Source organism: Bradyrhizobium sp. 192 (genome assembly GCF_023100965.1).
In the GTDB taxonomy this organism is placed as follows: domain Bacteria; phylum Pseudomonadota; class Alphaproteobacteria; order Rhizobiales; family Xanthobacteraceae; genus Bradyrhizobium; species Bradyrhizobium symbiodeficiens.
Genome location: NZ_CP064690.1, coordinates 5898022 through 5919562 on the forward strand (window position 1 = coordinate 5898022; position 21541 = coordinate 5919562).

The following is a 21541-nucleotide window of genomic DNA, read 5'->3' on the forward strand; positions in this document are numbered from 1 at the left end:
TCTTATAATTATTCCAACCCATCATATGGGCCATTATGCCCCGGGGCAACATCACCCGGGGCGCAAGGCGCCATGCCGAAGGCGCTGACCTTCAGCCCTGTACCGCCTTGGCGAAGTTCGCGAAAAATTCGTCGGCGAGCTTTTTGGCGGCGCCGTTGATGAGGCGCTGGCCGAGCTGCGCCAACTTGCCGCCGATCTGCGCCTCGACCTCGTAGGACAGCAGCGTGCCGCCGTCCTTCTCCGCCAGCTTGACCACCGCGCCACCCTTGGCGAAGCCGGCGACCCCGCCCTCGCCCTCGCCCGAGATCCGATAGCCGTTCGGCGGATCGAGATCGGAAAGCGTGACCTTGCCCTTGAAGCGCGCCGAGACCGGGCCGACCTTCATTTTCGCCGTAGCGCGAAAGCCGCCGTCCTCGGTCCTCTCGAGCTCCTCGCAGCCGGGGATGCAGGCCTTCAGCACCTCGGGATCGTTGAGCTTGGCCCACACGGCCTCGCGCGGCGCCGCAAGCTGGACTTCGCCGTTCATCGTCATGGCCATGAGGGTGCCTCCCGGATCGCGTAACTTATAATGCTGATCAAGTAACGCAGGGACGCGGCAAAGGAAAGGGTGGCGGCCGGTCAAGTGCAATGCATATTCGCAACTGCAAAAAGACGCGTGCGCCCGGTTGGGGATTGGCAGGGCCGGGCCATGGTGATTAGGTCGCGCGCAATATGAGCACTTCCCTCTCCCCCCTGCTCGCACCGATGCTGTCGAGCGCCGTCATGCGCGCGGTCTGCGATGACCGCTCGACCCTGCAGAACATGCTCGATTTCGAGGCAGCCCTGGCACGCGCGGAGGCCGCCACGGACGTCATTCCGGCCTCTGCTGTCGGGTCCATCGAGGCCGCCTGCAAGGCTGATTCCTTTGACATGGCGGCACTGGCCGAGGCCGCGACGCGATCGGGCAATCTGGCGATTCCCCTGGTCAAGATGCTGACCACCAATGTCGGCAAGGCCGACACCGAGGCCGCACGCTATGTGCATTGGGGCGCAACCAGCCAGGACGTCATCGACACCGCGACCATGCTCACGCTTCGCGCCGGTCTCGACGCTCTGGACACCGACCTCAGCCGTGCCATCAAGGGCTTTGCCGCACTGGCACGAGCCCATCGCCACACTGCGATGGTGGCTCGGACCTGGCTCCAGCACGCATTGCCAATGCCCTTCGGCCTGAAAGCTGCCGAATATGCCGCAAGCCTCGCCCGCTCGCGCTGCCGCCTGCGGCGGCTTCGCCGCGAGGGCCTCGCCTTGCAATTCGGCGGCGCTGCCGGCACGCTCGCGGCCCTCGGCGACAAGGGGCTGGCAGTAGCCGAACGGCTGGCGCAGGAGCTGAACCTGCCGCTGCCGGAAGCGCCATGGCATACCCATCGCGACCGGATCGCGGAGGCCGCCTCATGCCTCGCGATCCTCGCCGGCAGCTGCGGCAAGATCGCGCGCGACGTCTCGCTGATGATGCAGACCGACGTCGGCGAAGCGTTCGAGCCGGCAGGCGAAGGCCGCGGCGGCTCCTCGACCATGCCGCACAAGCGCAACCCGGTCGCCGCCGCAAGCGCGCTGGGCGCTGCCACGATGGCTCCGCAGCTTGCCGCGACGATATTCGCAGCCCAGGTGCAGGACCACGAGCGCAGCGCCGGCCCCTGGCATGCGGAATGGCCGACGCTGCCGCAATTGATGCTGGTTACCTCGGGGGCGCTGGCCGCCATCGTCGACATCGCAGAGGGCCTGGACGTCGACGCCGCGCGCATGCGCAGCAATCTGGATGCGACGCACGGGCTGATTATGGCGGAGGCGGTCACCTTCGCGCTGGCCGCCAAGATCGGCAAGAGCGACGCACATCATCTCATCGAGGCCGCCAGCAAGCGCGCGGTTGCCGAGAAGAAACATCTGCGCGAGGTGTTGTCGGCCGATTCGCAGGTCACGGCGCATCTTTCGCCAGAAAAAATTGCGGCATTGTTCGAGCCGATGGCCTATCAAGGGGCTTCCCAGGCCCTGATCGACCGGCTGCTCGCTTCACTGGATCTCCCTTGATGTCATTGCCGGGCTTGCCCCGGCAATCCATCATCTTGGATAGATTCACTTTCTAGATGGATGCGCGGGTCAAGCCCGCGCATGACGAGGAGTAACCCATGCCCATGATCGATGCCGACGGATGCCTGCTCAACGTCTCCGTCGAGGGCCGCGACGGCGGGCCGACGCTGATGCTCTCCAATTCGCTCGGCTGCACGCTGCAGATGTGGGAGCCGCAGATGAAGGCGCTGACGCAGGTGTTCCGCGTCATCCGCTACGACCGCCGCGGCCACGGCAAGTCGAACGTTCCGCCCGGCCCCTACTCGATGGAGCGCTTCGGCCGCGACGTGCTGGCGATCCTCGACGATCTCAACATCGAGAAAGTGCACTGGTGCGGCCTGTCGATGGGCGGCATGGTCGGGCAATGGCTCGGCGCCAACGCGCCGGAGCGCTTCGGCAAGCTCATCCTCGCCAATACCTCCTGTTACTATGCCGAACCGACCAAATGGCTGGAGCGCATCGACGCCGTGAAGAAGGACGGCATCGCTGCGGTCGCCGATGCCGTGATCGCGGGATGGCTGACGCAGGATTTCCGTGACCGCGAGCCCGACATCACCGCGAGGATGAAATCGATGCTGCTCACCTCCCCCGTCGAAGGCTATCTCGCCTGCTGCGAGGCGCTGTCGACGCTCGACCAGCGCGAGTTGCTTCCCAAGATCAAGAGTCCGACGCTGGTGATCGCCGGCCGTCACGACATGGCGACGCCGATCTCGGCGGGCGAGTTGATCCGCTCGAGGATTCCGGGCGCCAGCATGACCATCATCGACGCCGCGCATATTTCCAACGTCGAGCAGCCGCACGCGTTCACGGATGCGGTGGTTGGATTTTTGACGCAGCGCTAACCGCAGAACGCCGTCATTGCGAGCGTAGCGAAGCAATCCAGAGATCTCTCCGCGGAGACATTCTGGATTGCTTCGTCGCTACGCTCCTCGCAATGACGGAGAGGAGGATGGATGGACGACCAAAAGCGCCGCGATGCCGGCATGAACGTACGCAGAAAAGTGTTGGGCAACGCCTGGGTCGACAAGTCGATCGCGAACCGCAATGCCTTCAACACCGACTTCCAGGACATGATCACGCGCTATGCCTGGGGCGAGATCTGGACCCGGCCGCATTTCGACGAGCGGACGCGGCGGGTGCTGGTGATCGGCACCATGGTCGCACTCGGGCAATGGGACGAATTCCGCCTGCACGTGCGCGCGGCGCTCGCGGAGGGCGGCTTCACGCCCGACGACATCAAGGAAATCCTGCTGCAGCAGGCGATCTATTGCGGCGTGCCGGCGGCGAACCACGCCGTCAAGGAAGCCTCAGCGATTGTGCAGGAGCTCGGCCTGCTCAAGTCCTAACGACGCAGGGATCTCGGCAGGCGTCTCGACAGTCTGCGGAGCCGCCTCGGGCCGCTCGATCAGGATCACAATGGCAGCACCGAGCAGCAGCAACAGCTCGGTGGCGTGCAGCCGGAGCGCGGCCATCTCGCCGACCTTCGAAGCCATCACCATGCTGGCAAACGAGATCAGGCTGCCGATCGCCAGCGCGATCCCGAGCGCCTCGTCGCTGCCGCCGGACTTGCGGATGCGGGGAATACAGAGCAGCACGAGGTAGATCGCAAAGAACGCCACGACCGTCAGCCGGCCGAGCGCAAGCAGCCAGGCCGCACGCACCGTTTCCAGGCCAGCCATCTGGAGATGGTCGCTGAGATACAGCGCAACGGCGACGCTCGGCCGCTCGTAGAGGCCGTGCACCGGCGCGACGATGATGTTGAAGGCGACAAGAGTCCAGGCCGGAATGAAATAGGCCGCCAGCAGCGCGCCGTTGACCGAGCCGATCCGCCAATTCCTGAACATGCCGCTTCCCGCTTCGTCGATCACGCGCCTTCGCTGGGAAGGCTTTGCCGGGAGCTAACTCGCATCAGACTGTGGCGGCAATTTAAACCCTTTGTTTACCTTAACCGACCTGTGGACCGCGCAGCCAACGAAAAGGCCCCGCCTTTCGGCGGGGCCTTCATCACTGCCCTTCGCTCTTGGGCTCCTAAAACTCTTGGTAAAGCTCCTCGGCTCCTAAAGCTCTTGGGCTCCCAAATCTACTTCTTGTCCTTGCTGTGCTGGCCACCCTGCTGCTGGCCAGGCTTGTCGCCCTGGCGCTGCGGATCCTGCTGCTGCTGGCCGGGTTTCTGGCCGCCGCCCTGCTGCTGATCGGGTTTCTGGCCTTGCTGGCCCGGATTCTGGTTCTGCTGGTTCGTCATGTCGGGAAACTCCCTTGTTGGACGTCAGAGGGGAGACAACCGCGCGCATCGATTTTGGTTGCTATGCGGAACCCGGTTCCTCGCACCTGCCGGAACCCCGATATGACGTCCGTAGCCAAATGAGTTCTGTACAAGCCCTCATGCCGAGGCTTGGCTAGTTGCAGCCGCCAGTTCCCTCCTGTTACAAAACCGGATGAATGCTCAAGGGCTGCCGGGGCCCGAGAACTCTTCAAAGAGCTCCCTTTGAGCCCGCGTCAGGTTTGGTACGGCAGCCCATGGATTATTTCGCCCAACAGCTCATCAACGGTCTCGTCCTGGGCTCCATCTACGGCCTGATCGCCATCGGCTACACGATGGTCTACGGCATCGTCGGCATGATCAACTTCGCCCATGGCGACGTCTTCATGATCGGCGGCTTCATCGCCCTGATCACCTTTCTGCTGCTGATCTCGACCGGCCTGACCGCGATCCCGGTGATCCTGCTGATCGTGCTGCTGGTCTCGATGGCGATCACCGCGCTCTATGGCTGGACCATCGAGCGCATCGCCTACCGACCGCTTCGCCACTCCTTCCGCCTCGCCCCGATGCTGTCGGCGATCGGCATGTCCTTCGTGCTGACAAACTACTCGCAGGTGGCGCAGGGCGCGCGGGTCAAGCCGATCCCGCCCGTCATCACCGGCGGCTATACTTTGCACGAGAGCGCGGACGGCTTCGTGATCCAGCTCTCCAACATCCAGATCATCGTGGTCATCACCACCATCGTGCTCTTGGCGATCTTCACCTGGCTGGTGTCGCGCACAAGGCTCGGCCGCGACATGCGCGCCTGCGAGCAGGACCAGACCATGGCGGCGCTGCTCGGCGTCGACGTCGACCGCACCATCTCGATGACCTTCGTGATCGGGGCGGCGCTCGCCGCGGTCGCGGGCCTGATGTACCTGCTCTATTACGGCCTCGTCGATTTCTTCATGGGCTTCGTCGCCGGCATCAAGGCGTTCACCGCTGCCGTGCTCGGCGGCATCGGCTCGCTGCCGGGCGCCATGCTCGGCGGCCTCGCGATCGGCCTGATCGAGACGTTGTGGTCGGCCTATTTCTCGGTCGAGTACAAGGACGTCGCCGCGTTCTCGATCCTGATCGTGGTGCTGATCTTCATGCCGACCGGCCTGCTCGGCCGTCCTGAAGTCGAAAAAGTCTGACGGTCGCACGCGTGACAGCTCCCACGACCAACCCGGCCAAACCTGCAACGAGCATCCCCGCTCTCCTGAAGACAGCCTTCGTCAACGCGCTGATCGCGCTGGTGCTGTTCTCGCTGATGATCGGCATCCGCACCGAGGCAGGCTCCTCCGGCCAGCTCACCTATTGGACCCGCTTCGGCGACCTCGCGTCCATCGTCGCCGCCGTGTTCGGCGGCTCGATCGTGATCGAGCTGCTCAGGCAATGGATCGGCCCGACCGGCGCCGAGAAGCTGGTGCCGCCGGCGGTGCAGAGCGGCATATCGTTCATCGGCCGCTACCTCGCGCCGGCGCTGCTGATCTTCACGCTGCTGGTGCCTGTCATCTTCTATAACCAGCGCTACATCCTCGACCTCGCGATCCTAGTGCTCACCTATGTCATGCTGGGGTGGGGATTGAACGTCGTGGTCGGCCTTGCCGGCCTGCTCGATCTCGGCTACGTCGCCTTCTATGCGGTCGGCGCCTATTCCTACGGACTGCTCGCCACCAATTTCGGCTGGTCGTTCTGGATCTGCCTGCCGCTCGCCGGCATCCTCGCGGCGTTCTGGGGCGTTCTGCTCGGCTTCCCCGTGCTGCGCCTGCGCGGCGACTATCTCGCCATCGTGACGCTCGCCTTCGGAGAGATCATCCGCCTCGTCATCATCAACTGGCAGGATCTCACCGGCGGGCCCAACGGCGTCTCCGGCATTCCCCGCCCCTCCTTCTTCGGCATCCCGCTCGACAACAGCGATGACGGGCTCGCCGCCAGGCTCGGCATCGAATATTCGCCGACGCACCGCATCGTCTTCCTGTTCTATCTGATCCTGGCGCTGGCGCTGCTCACTAACTGGGCGACGATCCGGCTGCGCCGGCTGCCGATCGGGCGAGCCTGGGAAGCTCTGCGCGAGGACGAGGTCGCCTGCCGCGCGCTCGGCATCAACACCACGACAACCAAGCTCACGGCGTTTGCGACGGGTGCGATGTTCGGCGGCTTTGCCGGCGCGTTCTTCGCCACCCGGCAAGGCTTCATCAGCCCAGAATCCTTCACCTTTCAGGAATCGGCGCTGGTGCTCGCCATCGTCGTCCTCGGCGGCATGGGCTCGCAGCTCGGCGTCGCGCTCTCCGCGCTCGCCATGATCGGCGGCTTCGAATTGTTCCGGAGCCTGGAAGGCTATCGCATGCTGGTGTTCGGCATGGCCATGGTGCTGATCATGATCTGGCGCCCGCGCGGCCTGATCGGCCATCGCGCGCCCACCGTGTATCTGACCAAGGCGAAAGCGATCTCCTCCGACCTCGTCAAGGAAGGGCACGGATGATCGGCGACAAGATTCTCAACGTCGACCGGCTCGCCATGCGCTTCGGCGGCATCGTTGCCGTGCAGGACCTTTCGTTCGCCGCCGAGCGGAAGAAGATCACCGCGCTGATCGGGCCGAACGGCGCCGGCAAGACCACCGTCTTCAACTGCATCACCGGATTCTACAAACCGAGCGGCGGCTCCATTCGCCTCACCCATGACGGCGGCAAGACGATCGCGCTGGAGCGGCTGAACGATTTCAACATCGCCAAGCAGGCCAAGGTGGCCCGCACCTTCCAGAACATCCGCCTGTTTCCAGGCATGACCGCGCTGGAAAACCTGATGGTGGCGCAGCACAACGCCTTGATGCGCGCCTCCGGCTTCACCTTCCTCGGCCTGATCGGCGCCTCCGGCTATCGCGACGCCGAAAAGCGCGCGATCGATCTCGCCACGGACTGGCTCAAGCGGGTCAATCTGCTCGACCGCGCCGACGATGCCGCCGGCAATTTCGCCTATGGCGACCAGCGCCGGCTCGAGATCGCGCGCGCAATGTGCACGGAGCCCGCACTGCTATGCCTGGACGAGCCCGCCGCCGGCCTCAATGCGCGCGAGAGCGCGGCCTTGAGCGAGCTCCTGCTCTCGATCTGCGACGAGCTCGGCACCTCGATCCTCCTGATCGAGCATGACATGTCGGTGGTGATGGAGATCTCCGACCACATCGTGGTGATGGACCATGGCGTCAAGATCGCCGAAGGCACGCCGCGCGAGGTCCGCGACGATCCCAAGGTGATCGCCGCCTATCTCGGCGCCGACGAGGAAGAGGCGGCAGCCGTGATGGAGGGCGGCTCATGACCGCGGCACCGTCCCCTCTGCTCGCGATCCGGGGCCTGCGCGCCGCCTACGGCAAGATCGAGGCGCTGAAGGGCGTCGACGTCGAGATCAACTCCGGCGAGATCGTGGCGCTGATCGGCGCCAACGGCGCCGGCAAGTCGACGCTGATGATGACGATCTTCGGCAAGCCGCGCGCCCGTGCGGGGCAGATCCTGTATGAAGGCCGCGACATCACCGACGTCCCCACCCATGAGATCGCGCATTTGCGCATCGCGCAATCGCCGGAGGGCCGCCGCGTCTTCCCGCGCATGAGCGTGGCGGAGAACCTCCAGATGGGGGCGGATGCCACCGAATGCACCGAGGCCGAACGCGAGGTGACGCTGCAACGCGTCTTCACGCTGTTTCCGCGGCTGAAGGAACGTTACGCCCAGCGCGGCGGAACCCTGTCCGGCGGCGAGCAGCAGATGCTGGCGATCGGCCGCGCCTTGATGAGCCGTCCCCGCCTGCTCCTGCTCGACGAGCCCTCGCTTGGCCTGGCGCCGCTGATCGCGCGCCAGATCTTCGATGCGATCCGCACGCTGAACCGGCAGGACGGCCTGACCGTCCTGATCGTCGAGCAGAACGCCAACCACGCCCTCAAGCTCGCCCATCGCGGCTATGTCATGGTCAATGGCCTGATCACGCTGGCCGGTACCGGCGCCGAGTTGTTGCAGCGCCCCGAGATTCGCGCCGCCTACCTGGAAGGCGGCCGGCACGGCTGACCGGGCCGGCAAGCCCGACCTGCGTCCGGCCGAATGTGGCGAGATATCTCTCTCGATGCCCGTATTTTGCCGGTGACTTCTCAGTAGATTCATTCGAGAATGGCGTCGGTTTGGACCGGGCACGCCCGGCAACTTCCACAGGCGACCACCCGCGAGGTATCTCATGAAATCACTGAAGCTCATCGGTCTGGCATTCGGCGCATCGCTCGCGCTGTCGGGTGCGGCATTCGCGCAGGATGTCACCGTCGCAGTCGCAGGCCCGATGACCGGCGGCGAGTCCGCCTTCGGCCGCCAGATGAAGAACGGCGCCGAAATGGCCGTGGCCGATATCAATGCCGCCGGCGGCGTCAACGGCAAGAAGCTCGCGCTGTCGGTCGAGGACGATGCCTGCGACCCGAAACAGGCGCGCTCGATCGCCGAAAAGATCGCCGGCGCGAAGATCCCGTTCGTGGCCGGGCACTATTGCTCGTCTTCGTCGATCCCGGCTTCGGAAGCCTATGCCGACGGCAACGTGCTGCAGATCACGCCGGCCTCGACCAACCCGCTGTTCACCGAGCGCAAGCTCTGGAACGTGGCGCGCGTCTGCGGCCGTGACGATCAGCAAGGCCTGATCGCGGCGCAGTACATCGCCAAGAACTTCAAGGGCAAGAACATCGCGATCCTCAACGACAAGACCACCTATGGCAAGGGTCTGGCGGATGAGACCAAGAAGGCGCTCAACAAGGCCGGCGTCACCGAGAAGATGTACGAGTCCTACAACAAGGGCGACAAGGACTTCAACGCGATCGTCTCGCGCCTGAAGCGCGACAACATCGACCTCGTCTATGTCGGCGGCTATCATCAGGAGAGTGGCCTGATCCTGCGTCAGATGCGTGACCAGGGTCTCAAGACGATCCTGATGGCCGGCGACGCGCTCGCCGACAAGGAGTACGCCTCCATCACCGGCCCGGCGGGCGAAGGCACGCTGTTCACCTTCGGCCCCGACCCGCGCAACAAGCCGACCGCCAAGAAGATCGTCGACGCCTTCAAGGCCAAGAACATCGACCCCGAAGGCTACACGCTCTACACCTATGCGGCGATGCAGGTGTGGTCGCAGGCGGCCAAGAAGGCCGGCACCACCGACGCCAAGAAGGTGATGGAAGCGATGAAGGCCGGCAAGTGGGACACCGTGATCGGCCCGATCGAGTACGACGCCAAGGGCGACATCAAGCAGCTCGACTACGTCGTCTACAAGTGGGACGCCAAGGGCGGCTACGCCGAGATCAAGGGCAACGGCACTTAAGCCCGCTTCGGGCCTCGAGCCCGCATACGATCATCACCGCGCCCCGGCTTGTCCGGGGCGTTTCTTTTCGCGGCGGGTCAGATGGCCGCAGGCAGCTCGCCGCCGGCTGCGGCCTGGGCTTTCCGAAGCGCCTGCAGCAGATCGTTCGGCCGAAACGGTTTCTGCAGGCAGACCACGCTGGCGAGGTGGGGCGACTGCTCCATGAAATCCAGCGCCGTCATTCCGGACACCGCAATGACGGGAAGCCCCGGGGCGCGCTCGCGCAGGGTCGCGATGACGTCGACACCGCTGATGTCGCCAAGGAAGATATCGACGATCGCCGCGTCAAAGGAGCCTTCCGCGAAGGTTTTCAGCCCGGTCGCACCGCTGTCGGCCTCGGCAACCTCGTAATGATTGACCCGAAGCACGATCGCGACCATCGCGCGCACGTCCTTCTGGTCGTCGATGATGAGAATACGAGGCATGGGAATAACCCCTACGGATCGATCAAATCTTGTGATTCAAACCTGGAACCCGCCGCGGCGGGAGAGCATTATGACACCGCCCAGTAAAGCGCATCTTACCCGTTCCCCATTCCGCGTTCTCACAAAAATTAAGTAAGCTGTAACCTTCGGTTGAGTCGTCGCGGCAACAGCTCACGACACGCGCCCGGACCGGGCTACCGTAGGGGTCAAGGACTGCCAAATCTTGGATTGCGGTGATGCTCAAGACGGGTCTGCATGAGATGAACGCGCCTGCGATCGACCGAAGCGCGTTTCTTTCAACGCTGCCGGCCACATCGACCGACCGGACCGCGGCATTATGGATCGTCGGCATCTCCTCGATCCTGTTCGCATTGGCAGTTCCGTTCGCAGGTATAAAGTTACCGCCCGTTCCGGCCTTCGTCGCGAGCTATCAATCAGCATTGGCGGTGTGCGACACCGTCACGGCCGTGCTGCTGCTGTCGCAGTTTTCGGTATTGCGGACCCGCGCCCTGCTGTGGCTGTCGAGCGGCTACCTGTTCACCGCTGCGGCAGCGCTGATCCATGCCCTCACCTTCCCCGGCCTGTTCGCGCCGACCGGGCTGTTTGGCGCCGGCGCCCAGACCACAGTCTGGCTCTACATGATCTGGCACGGCGCCTTCCCGCTGCTCGTGCTGGGCTATGCCTGGCTCAAGGAAGAGGATGGCGGCCCCAGAATCCGTGGCGCGACAAGCAACGCGATCTACACCATCGTGCTCGGCGTCGTCGCGACCATGGGTGCCTTCACCTGGATCGTCACTGCCCAGCACGATCTGTTGCCGGTGCTGCTTCGCGACGGCCGTTACACACCGACCATGATCGGTGTCGTGTCCTTTGTGTGGTCGCTGAGCTTCGCCGCGATCGTTTCCCTGTGGTTCCGGCGTCCGCATTCGGTGATCGACGTCTGGCTCATGGTCGTGATGTGCGCATGGTTGTTCGACATCGCGTTGTCCGCAATCGTCAACGTCGCGCGGTTCGATCTCGGTTTCTACGCCGGCCGTCTCTATGGCCTCTGCGCGTCGAGCTTCGTGCTCGCGGTGCTGTTGATCGAGAACGTTCGTCTTCAGGCCCGGACGGTGGGTCTCGTCGGCAGGCTGCGCGAGCAATCGGCGTCAGATCGCGACTTCTACGGAAAGCGCCTCGCCCTGTATGGCGCCGTCGTCGAATCCTCCAACGACGCCATCATCACCCAGTCGCTCAACGGCGTCATTACCGGCTGGAATCGCGCCGCCGAGCACCTGTTCGGCTATTCCGCCGCAGAGGCCGTCGGCAAGTCGATCGACATCATCGTGCCGGAGGACCGCAAGCCGGAAGTCAGGAGCATTCTCAATCGTATCAGCAGCAACGAGTCGATTGCCCAGCACGAGACGGTCCGTCTCAGAAAGGATGGTCGCGCGCTCGACGTCGTCCTCAACGTCTCGCCACTTCGGGCGGAGAGCGGCGAGATCGTCGGCGCCTCCAAGATCGCCCACGACATCACCGAGGAGAAGCAATCCAGGGAAAAGCTTCGCCGCGAGATCGAGGAGCGCCAGCGCATCTTCGAGACCTCGCAGGACCTGATCCTAGTCACCGACGGTTTCGGCAATTTCATCCAGGTCAGCCCGAGCGTGAAGGATATTCTCGGATACAGCCCGGAAGAGATGATCGGGCACAGCGCGACCGAGTTCATTCACCCCGACGACCTCGATAGAACCCGGGAGGAGATGCGCGCGGCGCGGCGCGGCGCAGTCAAGCGCAGCTTCGAGGCGCGCTACTATCACTACGACGGTCACGAGGTCGCCCTGAACTGGATGGGCACCTGGTCCGAGCCGGTGAAACGTCACTTCTTCATCGGCCGGGATCTCACGGAGAAGCAGGCCGCCGAAGCCCAGTTCCGGCAGGTCCAGAAAATGGATTCCATCGGTCAGTTGACCGGGGGCGTCGCTCACGACTTCAACAACGTGCTGACCGTCATCACCGGCACGATCGGCATCTTGTCGGACGCGGTCGCCGATAGGCCCGAGCTGGCTGCGATCACCAAGCTGATCGACGACGCCGCCGAGCGCGGCGCGCAGCTGACCAAACACCTGCTTGCCTTCGCCCGCAAGCAGCCGCTCCAGCCCCGCGAGATCGACGTCAATGCGCTGGCCCTCGAAGCCGCCAAGCTGTTGCACCCCACCCTTGGCGAGCAGATCACCATCATGCCGCAGCTCACCGAGGATGCCTGGCCGGCGCTGGTCGACCCCGGCCAGCTTTCGACTGCGATCCTCAATCTCGCGCTGAACGCGCGTGACGCCATGCCCGAGGGCGGCACCCTGGTGCTGGAGACCCGCAACGTCTTCCTCGACGACGGCTATGCCAGCATGAATGCCGACATGGTCGCCGGCAGTTACGTGATGATCGCGGTCAGCGACACCGGCTCCGGAATCCCGCCGGAGCTGATCGACCGGGTCTTCGACCCGTTCTTCACCACCAAGGAGGTCGGCAAGGGCACCGGACTCGGGCTCAGCATGGTGTTCGGATTCGTCAAGCAGTCCGGCGGCCACATCAAGATCTACAGCGAGGAGGGCCACGGCACGAGCGTCAAGATCTACCTGCCGCGCTCGAGCGGCGTGCAGGAGACCGATATCGAGGCTCTGCAGAACGTGCCCATCACCGGCGGCGACGAGAAGATCCTGATCGTCGAGGACGATGCGCTTGTGCGGCAATATGTGGTGACCCAGGTCAAGAGCCTCGGCTATACCGCGCTCGAGGCTGCCAACGGCGCCGAGGCCCTGACCATCATCGACAGCGACAAGACCATCGACCTGCTCTTCACCGACATCATCATGCCGGGCAACATGAACGGCCGCCAGCTTGCCGATGAAGCCGCCCGCCGCCGCCCCGACCTGAAGACGCTGTTCACCTCGGGCTACACCGAAAACGCGATCGTCCACCACGGCCGGCTCGATTCCGGCGTGCTGCTGCTGGCAAAGCCCTACCGCAAGTCCGAGCTTGCCAAGATGCTCCGGACCGCGCTCGCCAGTTGAGCCTGCGTCCTCCCTGCGCTATCGCAGATCACGAACTGCACTCAACGATGAGGCCGCCTTGAAAAATCTGCTCACCGATATTGCCGGCGTCCGCGTCGGCCATGCCGAAGATGCGAAAGTGGCCTCCGGCACGACCGCGATCATCTTCGACCAACCCGCAGTCGCGGCGATCGATGTCCGCGGCGGCGGACCCGGCACGCGCGAAGACGCACTGCTCGATCTCGCCAACACCGTCGAGCGCGTCGACGCGATCACACTGTCAGGCGGTTCCGCCTTCGGCCTCGATGCCGGCGGCGGGGTGCAGGCCTGGCTCGCCGAGCAGGGCCGCGGCCACCGGGTTCGGGAAGCATTGATCCCGATCGTGCCGGGCGCGATCCTGTTCGACCTGCTCAATGGGGGCGACAAGGCCTGGGGACGGTTCTCGCCCTATCGCGACCTCGGCTACGCTGCGGCGGCCGCCGCCGGCACCGACTTCGCGATCGGCAGCGCCGGCGCCGGCCTTGGTGCCACCACCGCCACGTTCAAGGGCGGGCTCGGCTCGGCCTCGGCGGTGACGCCTGATGGCGTCAAGGTCGCCGCGATCGTCGCCGTCAACGCGGTGGGAAGCGTCACCGTCGACAACGGACCCTGGTTCTGGGCGGCGCCGTTCGAGGTGAACGGCGAGTTCGGCGGACGCGGCCTGCCGAACGAATTCACCGGCGACATGCTCCGCATGCGCATCAAGGGCGGCCCTACCGCGAACGCGCGCGAAAACACCACCATTGGCGCCGTCGTCACCGACGCGGTGCTGACCAAGCCCCAGGCCAAGCGGCTGGCGATGATCGCGCACACCGGATTTGCCCGCGCAATCTATCCGGTGCATGCACCACTCGACGGCGACGTGCTGTATGCCGCGGCCACCTGCGAGAAGCCGATCGAACCGCTGGTTGGCCTCACCGAACTCGGCATGGTCGCCGCCAACGTAGTCGCGCGGGCGATCGCAATCGGCGTGTACAATGCGACGGCGCTGCCCTTCCCCGGCGCGTTGCCAGCGTGGAAGGACAGATTCGGCTAGAAACGAAACGGCTGATACGGCGTTACCATGGCGGCTCAAGATGTACCGCCATGCCGTCTTCCGTGATCAGGTTCTTCCGCTATGCGCCCGAAACGCGCGAGCTGAAGGTGACTTTCGTCAGCGGACGCCTCTATGTCTACGAGGATGTTCCGGCCGAGGTCGCCGCCGCGTTCCGGGAAGCGCGTTCAAAGGGAACGTACTTCAACCGCGAAATCCGTGACCGGTATGTGTATCGTGACATCACGCACGAGTATGCCGGCTGATCTCGGATGCCGCTCAAACGCTCATCGACATCGACGAACCGGCAGCCGCCGAAGAACCCTGCCCCTGCCCGCCTTGCTGCTGCATCAACTGCGCGAACAGATCGTAAGCCGAGTTGCGGGGGCTGGAAGCGCCCGGCACGGTCGTCGACATCTTGAAGCCGTCGGCATAGGAGACGGTCGTCGTGGTCGAGCCGTCGGCGGCGGTCGTCGTGGTCGAGGTCGATCCGCCGCTGGGCTTCGACGAGGAATCCGATCCATCGCCCGCGCCGCCTGCACCTTGCGCGTTATGGTGCCCGTGGCCGCTCTTCAGCGCCTTCGACATCTCATCCAGGTTCACGCTGCCGTCCGTATTCGAATCCAGCTTGGAGAATACGTCGTCGGCCTTTGCGAGGTTGGTCCCGCCTGCGCCGAGCGCGTCCTCAAACTCGGACTTGGTGATGCTGCCGTCGCCATTCGCATCGATTTGCGAGAACAGATCCTTGAGTGCTGCATCCCGGCTCTTCGACGTCGAAGAGGTCGAGCTTGAGGAGGTCGAACTCGTCGCGCCGCTGGTGTTACCCGCCGACTGGCTCTGCGCCGCGAACAGCGCGTTCATCGTCTCCGGCGAGATCTGCGGAGATTTGCCGGCGCTCACCGATGAGGTCGCGCCGCTGGTCGTGCTGCTGTTGCTGCTATCGATCGCGAACGGATTGGTCGCGCCCTGCGAGGATCCCGCCTTCTGCGTCGGCGAGGACGACTTCGAGCTGGTCAGCGACTGGATCGCGTCGAGCGCGCTCGATACGGCACCAAGGGCGAACAACATTGCACAACTCCAACCGATGCGGCATGCCGCAGCCAATGTTCTGCAGGTAGCGTCAGCAATCGGCGTGCCAGCGCAAAAAGTTCAATGAAATCCACGCCTCGTGCGCATCGCCCAGCCTCGAAACACCGGCAATTCGTGCCGGTGGCGGCAGAAATTTCCGCCCACAGGAAGCACGCCTGTCCTGCATTGCCCGCCGGGGGGGCCCATGTTAGGCGAGGCTCAATCTCCTTTCGGCCGCCACGGGAAACCGCGTCATGACCCAAGCCTTCGCCCCCCGCCCCCTGGCAATTGCGCCCTCGATTCTGGCCTCGGACTTCTCCAGGCTCGGCGAGGAGGTGCGCAGCGTCGACGCCGCCGGCGCGGACTGGATCCATCTCGATGTGATGGACGGTCACTTCGTTCCCAACATTTCCTACGGCCCCGACGTCATCAAGGCGATGCGCCCGCACACGAAGAAAGTGTTCGACGCGCACCTGATGATCTCGCCCTGCGACCCCTATCTCGAGGCCTTTGCGAAAGCCGGATGCGACCACATCACCGTGCATGCGGAGGCCGGTCCGCATCTGCACCGCTCGCTCCAGGCGATCCGCGCACTCGGCAAGAAGGCCGGCGTCTCGCTCAATCCCGGCACGCCGATCAGCACGCTCGAATATGTCCTCGATCTGGTCGACCTCGTGCTGGTGATGTCGGTCAACCCCGGCTTCGGCGGCCAGGCCTTCATCCCCTCCGCGATCGGCAAGATCCGCGACATCCGCGCGATGACAGCGGGACGCCTGATCGACATCGAGGTTGATGGCGGGGTCGGCCCCGACGTTGCGGGCGCGCTCGCGGCGGCGGGCGCCAACGCCTTCGTTGCCGGCACATCCGTATTCCGGGGCGGCACGCAGGAAGCCTACAAGACCAACATCGCCGCGATCCGCAACGCGGCGCTGGGGGCGCGCGGCGAAGCGATCTGATCAGGACCAAGCGCGCACGCGAACAATCGCAATTTTCCGCGGCTATTACGGATGCTGCAGCGCGCAATGCCTAAGATTGCAACCTTGATCCGTACTCATCCGGACTTCACTGATTCTCGCAAATCACCGCAAAGTGATTCCTGCCTGCTTTTGACGGGAGGACATCATGACGACGACCCTGATTTGGACTGGCGTGGCATTATGGGTCGGGTTCAACGCGGCGGTTGCGGCTCGCCGCCTCTACGTCGCGCGACCGGTGAAGGCCGCGGCTTCCGCCCACATCGTCCGCCTTCATCCTCGTCGGGGTTGAGCGTCATGCAAATCGCCCTCGTGAAGCGCCAGCCGAAGCGCAGATGCCGAATCCCGCGCCGCCCGCATCCGAGCCTCGATTATTTCTTCGGCCGCTTCGAGCGCACCGATGGCACGCTGGACGACGATGCAGGGCTCGACACGACGGACCTCGATCATTGCTTTCCCTCGCAACGCCGACACTGAGACTTCTTTTCCGGACCGCCCCATGAAACCGCACTGCCCGAACTGCCTGAAAGAAATGACCAAGGCATCCGCCTCGCGTAACCTGTTTAATTGCGAGCCTTGCCGCGAGATCATCCAGTATTTTGGCGGCAGCGCGGATCACGGCGAGCCCGGCCCGCAATTCTCGTGGCCTATCCGCCGCAAGCGCGTCGCCCACACCGCTCACGCCGCCTGATCCACTTTCAAGTCGCCACGCGAGCTATCCCGGCGCTCCGCCAGCTTCGGCCTCGCCGACGTCCCCAGCCATCCGCTGCGGCCGTACCACGGTAACGGTGCAGGCCGCTTCCGAAGCTACCTTAGCCGAGACGCTGCCGAGCAGCGTGCGCCTGAACGAGCCCTGCCGCGCGCCGATGATGACGTGGTCGACCTGGTTGACCTCGGCGAACTCCAGGATCGCGGCGGCTGGATCGACCGCCTCCAGCACATGGGCCGACAGCCGGCTCTCATCCAGCTTGAGCGGCGTCGCCCAATGCCTGAGCGCGACCAGGCGGTCGATGTGCTTGTTGGAGCCCTGCTCGTCCAGGGTCCGGTCAATCGCGATCCGGTTCAGCTTGAGCACGTTGACACAGGCAAGCCGCGCCGACGGCAAGGTAGCGAGGATGCGCTCGGTGGTGACGCGCAACGCCTCGTTCAGCTCCGGTGCGCCTTCCATCGTATCGAGCGCCACGGCGAGGATCGGGCTCGATGCGATCTGGGCGGCGACATCCGATTTCGCGCGTGGCGCCATGACGCCCTGGTTGAAGCGGCGCCGCCAGGCGATGCTGAGGGGGTCGCGTTTCATCCGTTCCGAGCGCGTCGTGAGCCTGATCTGATCCGGATGCGTGAGATCGAAGGCGAGCTGGGACGCCGTCGGATAGCGCCGCACCGGCTCGATCTCGAGGCACCGCAATACCACCTCCTGGAGCCATGGCGGATAGTCCGCGCGCAAGCTTCGCGGCGGATGCGGATCGCGCCACAGCCGGCGCCGCATCGCGCGCAGCGTCTCGCCCTCGCCGAACGGCCGCTCGCCGGTGGTGAAGAAATAGAGCAGCACGCCGAGCGAAAACAGGTCGCTGCGCGGATCGTCGCGCACCCCTGACAGCCGCTCGGGTGCCATGTAGGGCGCTGTGCCGTAAGGCAGGCGGAACTCCTCCTGCAGGAGATCCGGCAGGTGGTTGTGATGCGACAGGCCGTAGTCGATCAGCACCGCCTCGCCGCTATCACGGAACATGATGCTGCTCGGCTTGATGTCGTGATGGATCACGTTCTGCCGGTGCAGGTCGGCAAGCGCGGTTGCGATCCTGGCGACGAGCTGCCGCGCTTCGTCGTAAGGCAGCGGCAAGTCGGGCAGCCGCTTGTAGAGCGTGGTGCCGCCGATGCGCTCGATCACGACATAAGCCTGGTGTGCGAAATCGCCGGTGCCGAAACAGGCCGGGACGTGCGGACCCGCCAGCCGCGGCAGGATCATCATCTCCATCTCGAAGGAGACGATCGCGGCAGGGTCCTCGCCCTCCGACACCCGCGGGATCTTCATCAGCAAGGGCACATCGATGCCGGGATGAGTGACCGTCCACAGCGTCGCCATGCCGCCCGCATGAACGCATTCACCGATGGTGTAACCATCGATCACCGCACCGGATTTGACCAGGGGCTTCGGCATCGGCCTCTAGCGCCCCTCCGAGAGCCGATCGGCGAGCCGGTGCGGCAGGCCGTTGTCGCGAATCCTGTCCGCTGCGGTCCCGACGTCGTAGGGCGCGCGGCAGTAGGTGATCTGGCACGATTCGGTGTCGAACAATACGAATGCCGCCGACGGATCGCCGTCGCGGGGCTGGCCGACCGAGCCGAGCACGGCGAGCCATTGCCGGCCGCGCAGAAGCTGCACCGGAACGTCGGTCTTCGGCACGAAGCTCGTCATCTTCGCCGTCACCGACATCGAATAGAGCGCGGGACGATGGATATGGCCGCAGAACGTGACATGGGCGGGCGTCGCAATCAGGCTTTTGGCGGCGTCCACCGTCGAGCGGACATAGTGCCAGCGTTGGGGGCTGGAAGCTTCCGAGTGCACGAAGAGGCGATCGCTATCCTCCACCAGCATCGGCAGTTCGGTCAGGAACCGCCGCTGCGCGGTATCAAGCCGGCCGCGGGTCCATTCGATTGCGATTTGCGCCTCGGCGTTCATGGTCTCCGTCGAGGAATTGACCGCCTGGTCGTGATTGCCGCGGACGGCGATCGCCCCCTGGGCGACGAGATCCATCGCGGTATCCACCACCCATTCCGGATCGGCGCCATAGCCGACGAAATCGCCGAGCAGGACGAACCGCTCCGCGCCCCTCGCACGGGCAACCTTCAGACAGGCCTCGAAGGCCTGCCTGTTGCCGTGGATATCCGAAAAGACAGCTAGCAGCACGCAACCTCCACCCTCCAATTCTTATTGAAGGCCGGTAAGGCCAAATTGAGGGAAGTCAAAACCATGCGCCAGCGACGCGCCGTTTACCAGCGCAGCCTTTCTGCGACGATCCTGCGGCTATGATCCTGCGGTGATGATCTTGGCGGCGATGGTGAGCCTATTGCTCGTCCTTGGGCGGCATCCGGGGCGGTGGCAGCGGCGTGAAGCTCACGCCTTGCGCGCCGGCCGGCGGGGCGATGAATTCGCCGGTCGAGGAATCACCGCCGGTCGTTTCCATGATCGTCTTGGGCGTCACATATTCCCGGACCATGTCGATGAGGCTGCCGTCGCCGCCACCGAAATCCGCGGCACGGCCGCCTTGCGGATGTCCAAGAGCGATCTCGTTCTCTGCCGCATGGGTCTTGTCGGCAAGGGCGTCGTTATAGGGCACGCGGAACGCCCGTGGGATACCGCTCGGGCGATTGTCCTCGTCCAGTTGCTCGACCCACAGATAGATCGAGCCGGGATCGCCCTGAAGCGAATGCGGCTCGACGATACGGGCCTTCAGCAGCTTGAAAGTCGCCGGCAGCCGGTCGGAGCTGGCCCAGCCGAGCAGCCCGCGCATTTCGTTGAAGCTGACGACGTAGAAGGCACTGGTCACGACCACCGCGACGGCCTTCAGCGACCAGTGCAGGCGCGCGTAGACCAGCACCACCAGCAGCAGCGCGCCGATCACGGCATAGGCGAGCGACAGCGTGAGGATGACCGTTTTCAAATCACTCACGGAGCGTCCTCGCTGCGGGAATCCTCACCCCGGTGTTGGGATCGACACCGGCCCCGTTGGCTCGCACGTTGCGGAAGGTCTCCAGCAGCGATTTCGGTCGCTGGCTCACGTCGATGACCTTGCCCTCGGCATCGAGCCGGAACCGCACCGCCGTCTTCTCGTCGCCAGTGTGGTCGAGCGTGAACTTGTTGTCGAAGACCACCTGCGCGGTCGGATTGAGCTTCTGCACCTTCACATTGGCGGTGACGGGTTCGCCGGTCGTGGCGACGAAATGCGAGACGTTTACCGTATATTCGCCGGGGACGATGCCGCGCACCGTGACGATCTCCTCGCGGATCGGCGAGGCGATCTTCTTGCCGGCGACCATGATGAAATCGTTGGCCCCGCCACGGTCGTCGCGATCGAGGGTCAGGAAGCCTGCCTCGCGATGGCGATACCAGGCGATGTTGCCGGCGGGATCCTGCACGAACAGGTCGAGATCGTCGGGGTGGCTATCCGGCCAGTCCAGCGTGATCATGAACTCCGCCTTGGAGTCGATCTTCCCCTCCTTGGCATCCGGGGAGACCGCGAGCAGCGCGAGGAAAAACAGGAACGCGATCACCTGGAGCGCCTTGAACAGCATCACGCCCAGCGGATCGAACGGCTCCTCGCGCGGATAGAGACCGAAATCGTCCATCATGGCGGCGTTCCGGAGCCCTTGTCAGAACTCTTGTCCGAACCCTTTCGCTCCAGCACCGGCGTCACATAGGTCTCGGTCAACACGACCGCATCCGAGAACACCCGCTGGGTCGCGGCGTCCAGCATGTAGTACTGAATACGGACCAGGATCGAGCCGACGAGGCCGGCGAGCGTCGTGTACATCGCAACCGCCATGCCGTCGCTCATCAGCCCCATCGAAGAGCGCATCGCGACCTTGTCGGCAGCATCCAGCCCCGCGATTGGCGCCAGCATGATGATGAAGCCGACGATGGTGCCGAGCAGGCCGAGCTTCATCAGCGTATCCGAGACGAAGGCGCCGAACCCGTTGGAGCCGCGCAGCCGGTCCGCGAGCGTCCGCAGCAGCAGCGTCTGGTCCACCGGGCGAAAGTCCTGCGCGGCCGCCTTCGTTACCAGGCTCTGGATGTGGTCGCGCACCAGTCCCTGCGGCAGCACCGCCGCGTTCGCATCGAGCACCTTGCCGCCGTCAGGCGCCGCGAGCGCCTCACGGCAGCGCCGCGCCGCTGCGCCTTCACGTGCGATCGCGCGCGTGCGCAGAAAACAATGGCCGCAAGTCAGGACATAGAGCACCGCGATGACGCTGGAAATGTAGGTCCGGTCCGAGGTCAGCATTAGATGGATCAGGCCGAACCGCCACAGCAGCACGACGGCGAAGATCGAGAGCCCCGTGAAGATCATCCAGAACAGGAGCGCGCTGCGCTCGGATGGGTCGGTCGTAGCAGACGCGATCGGTCCAATCGTGATCGAGCTCATGCTGCGCCGCTCCTCGCCAGTAACGTTTCCCACTCGATTAGATCAGAACCGTCGTATCAGGTCCAAAGACCCATGCCCAAT

Annotated in this window: 23 protein-coding genes; 13 read left to right on the plus strand and 10 right to left on the minus strand. The window is 64.5% G+C overall.

The window, feature by feature from the left end; translation table 11 throughout:
* Nucleotides 1-91: 91 nt before the first annotated feature.
* Nucleotides 92-538 (minus strand): carbon monoxide dehydrogenase subunit G, encoded by a 447-nt coding sequence (locus IVB24_RS27625; protein ID WP_094895595.1) that lies wholly within the window; start codon nt 536-538, stop codon nt 92-94.
* 173 nt (nt 539-711) lie between these two features.
* Between IVB24_RS27625 and IVB24_RS27630 the strand changes: the two genes are divergently transcribed.
* From IVB24_RS27630 to IVB24_RS27640, 3 genes are all read left to right on the plus strand, one after another.
* Nucleotides 712-2067 carry a 3-carboxy-cis,cis-muconate cycloisomerase gene (locus IVB24_RS27630; RefSeq protein ID WP_247769688.1) on the plus strand — a complete coding sequence of 452 codons (1356 nt, stop codon included), beginning with the start codon at nt 712-714 and terminating at the stop codon, nt 2065-2067.
* Nucleotides 2068-2165: 98 nt separating this feature from the next.
* Complete coding sequence (gene pcaD, locus IVB24_RS27635; protein ID WP_247769689.1) at nt 2166-2948, plus strand: 3-oxoadipate enol-lactonase; 783 nt, start codon at nt 2166-2168, stop codon at nt 2946-2948.
* A 111-nt stretch (nt 2949-3059) separates the two neighbouring features.
* Nucleotides 3060-3452 (plus strand): carboxymuconolactone decarboxylase family protein, encoded by a 393-nt coding sequence (locus IVB24_RS27640; protein ID WP_014494190.1) that lies wholly within the window; start codon nt 3060-3062, stop codon nt 3450-3452.
* Here the strand turns inward: IVB24_RS27640 and IVB24_RS27645 are convergent.
* Together IVB24_RS27645 and IVB24_RS27650 are read right to left on the minus strand one after the other, a co-directional pair.
* On the minus strand, nt 3414-3950 hold the full coding sequence (locus tag IVB24_RS27645) for a hypothetical protein (RefSeq protein WP_140480379.1): 537 nt from the start codon (nt 3948-3950) through the stop codon (nt 3414-3416). The genes IVB24_RS27640 and IVB24_RS27645 overlap by 39 nt on opposite strands.
* A gap of 236 nt (nt 3951-4186) precedes the next feature.
* Nucleotides 4187-4348 carry a hypothetical protein gene (locus IVB24_RS27650; protein WP_247769690.1) on the minus strand — a complete coding sequence of 54 codons (162 nt, stop codon included), beginning with the start codon at nt 4346-4348 and terminating at the stop codon, nt 4187-4189.
* A gap of 275 nt (nt 4349-4623) precedes the next feature.
* On the opposite strand from IVB24_RS27650, the gene IVB24_RS27655 reads away from it, so the two are divergent.
* The 5 genes from IVB24_RS27655 to IVB24_RS27675 all read left to right on the plus strand — a co-directional run bounded on the left by IVB24_RS27655 (nt 4624) and on the right by IVB24_RS27675 (nt 9724).
* Entirely contained in the window at nt 4624-5541 is a 918-nt protein-coding gene (locus IVB24_RS27655; RefSeq protein ID WP_166468839.1) for a branched-chain amino acid ABC transporter permease LivH, read from the plus strand.
* 11 nt (nt 5542-5552) lie between these two features.
* The gene (gene livM, locus IVB24_RS27660; protein ID WP_094972211.1) at nt 5553-6872 is read left to right on the plus strand and encodes a high-affinity branched-chain amino acid ABC transporter permease LivM; all 1320 of its coding nucleotides are present in this window, start codon (nt 5553-5555) and stop codon (nt 6870-6872) included.
* On the plus strand, nt 6869-7702 hold the full coding sequence (locus IVB24_RS27665; RefSeq protein WP_247769691.1) for an ATP-binding cassette domain-containing protein: 834 nt from the start codon (nt 6869-6871) through the stop codon (nt 7700-7702). Before livM ends, IVB24_RS27665 begins: the two co-directional genes overlap by 4 nt.
* Nucleotides 7699-8442 (plus strand): ABC transporter ATP-binding protein, encoded by a 744-nt coding sequence (locus IVB24_RS27670; RefSeq protein ID WP_166475517.1) that lies wholly within the window; start codon nt 7699-7701, stop codon nt 8440-8442. Before IVB24_RS27665 ends, IVB24_RS27670 begins: the two co-directional genes overlap by 4 nt.
* Before the next feature lie 163 nt (nt 8443-8605).
* Entirely contained in the window at nt 8606-9724 is a 1119-nt protein-coding gene (locus IVB24_RS27675) for a branched-chain amino acid ABC transporter substrate-binding protein (RefSeq protein WP_094895601.1), read from the plus strand.
* A 77-nt stretch (nt 9725-9801) separates the two neighbouring features.
* On the opposite strand, the gene IVB24_RS27680 is transcribed toward IVB24_RS27675, so the two are convergent.
* Entirely contained in the window at nt 9802-10188 is a 387-nt protein-coding gene (locus IVB24_RS27680; RefSeq protein ID WP_094972215.1) for a response regulator, read from the minus strand.
* Nucleotides 10189-10424: 236 nt separating this feature from the next.
* Between IVB24_RS27680 and IVB24_RS27685 the strand changes: the two genes are divergently transcribed.
* The 3 genes from IVB24_RS27685 to IVB24_RS27695 are packed head-to-tail and all read left to right on the plus strand — an operon-like array spanning nt 10425 to nt 14549.
* The gene (locus tag IVB24_RS27685) at nt 10425-13232 is read left to right on the plus strand and encodes a PAS domain S-box protein (RefSeq protein WP_247769692.1); all 2808 of its coding nucleotides are present in this window, start codon (nt 10425-10427) and stop codon (nt 13230-13232) included.
* A gap of 58 nt (nt 13233-13290) precedes the next feature.
* Nucleotides 13291-14286: a P1 family peptidase gene (locus tag IVB24_RS27690; protein WP_247769693.1), complete on the plus strand. Its 996-nt coding sequence runs from the start codon at nt 13291-13293 to the stop codon at nt 14284-14286.
* Between the two features lie 50 nt (nt 14287-14336).
* Nucleotides 14337-14549: a KTSC domain-containing protein gene (locus IVB24_RS27695; RefSeq protein WP_247769694.1), complete on the plus strand. Its 213-nt coding sequence runs from the start codon at nt 14337-14339 to the stop codon at nt 14547-14549.
* A 13-nt stretch (nt 14550-14562) separates the two neighbouring features.
* On the opposite strand, the gene IVB24_RS27700 is transcribed toward IVB24_RS27695, so the two are convergent.
* On the minus strand, nt 14563-15351 hold the full coding sequence (locus tag IVB24_RS27700) for an EF-hand domain-containing protein (protein ID WP_247769695.1): 789 nt from the start codon (nt 15349-15351) through the stop codon (nt 14563-14565).
* 254 nt (nt 15352-15605) lie between these two features.
* On the opposite strand from IVB24_RS27700, the gene rpe reads away from it, so the two are divergent.
* Nucleotides 15606-16307: a ribulose-phosphate 3-epimerase gene (gene rpe, locus IVB24_RS27705; protein ID WP_247769696.1), complete on the plus strand. Its 702-nt coding sequence runs from the start codon at nt 15606-15608 to the stop codon at nt 16305-16307.
* Nucleotides 16308-16725: 418 nt separating this feature from the next.
* Nucleotides 16726-17016 carry a hypothetical protein gene (locus IVB24_RS27710; RefSeq protein WP_247769697.1) on the plus strand — a complete coding sequence of 97 codons (291 nt, stop codon included), beginning with the start codon at nt 16726-16728 and terminating at the stop codon, nt 17014-17016.
* Between the two features lie 24 nt (nt 17017-17040).
* Here IVB24_RS27710 and IVB24_RS27715 read toward each other — a convergent pair whose 3' ends face one another.
* The 5 genes from IVB24_RS27715 to IVB24_RS27735 form a co-directional block, all read right to left on the minus strand.
* Entirely contained in the window at nt 17041-18480 is a 1440-nt protein-coding gene (locus tag IVB24_RS27715) for a bifunctional serine/threonine-protein kinase/universal stress protein (RefSeq protein WP_166475523.1), read from the minus strand.
* Between the two features lie 6 nt (nt 18481-18486).
* Nucleotides 18487-19227 (minus strand): metallophosphoesterase family protein, encoded by a 741-nt coding sequence (locus IVB24_RS27720; protein ID WP_247769698.1) that lies wholly within the window; start codon nt 19225-19227, stop codon nt 18487-18489.
* Nucleotides 19228-19384: 157 nt separating this feature from the next.
* Nucleotides 19385-19990, minus strand: coding sequence for a hypothetical protein (locus tag IVB24_RS27725; RefSeq protein ID WP_094972225.1), 606 nt, complete (start codon nt 19988-19990; stop codon nt 19385-19387).
* Nucleotides 19983-20669, minus strand: coding sequence for a hypothetical protein (locus IVB24_RS27730; RefSeq protein WP_094972226.1), 687 nt, complete (start codon nt 20667-20669; stop codon nt 19983-19985). Before IVB24_RS27730 ends, IVB24_RS27725 begins: the two co-directional genes overlap by 8 nt.
* On the minus strand, nt 20666-21460 hold the full coding sequence (locus tag IVB24_RS27735) for a MotA/TolQ/ExbB proton channel family protein (protein ID WP_094972227.1): 795 nt from the start codon (nt 21458-21460) through the stop codon (nt 20666-20668). Before IVB24_RS27735 ends, IVB24_RS27730 begins: the two co-directional genes overlap by 4 nt.
* Nucleotides 21461-21541: the final 81 nt, after the last annotated feature.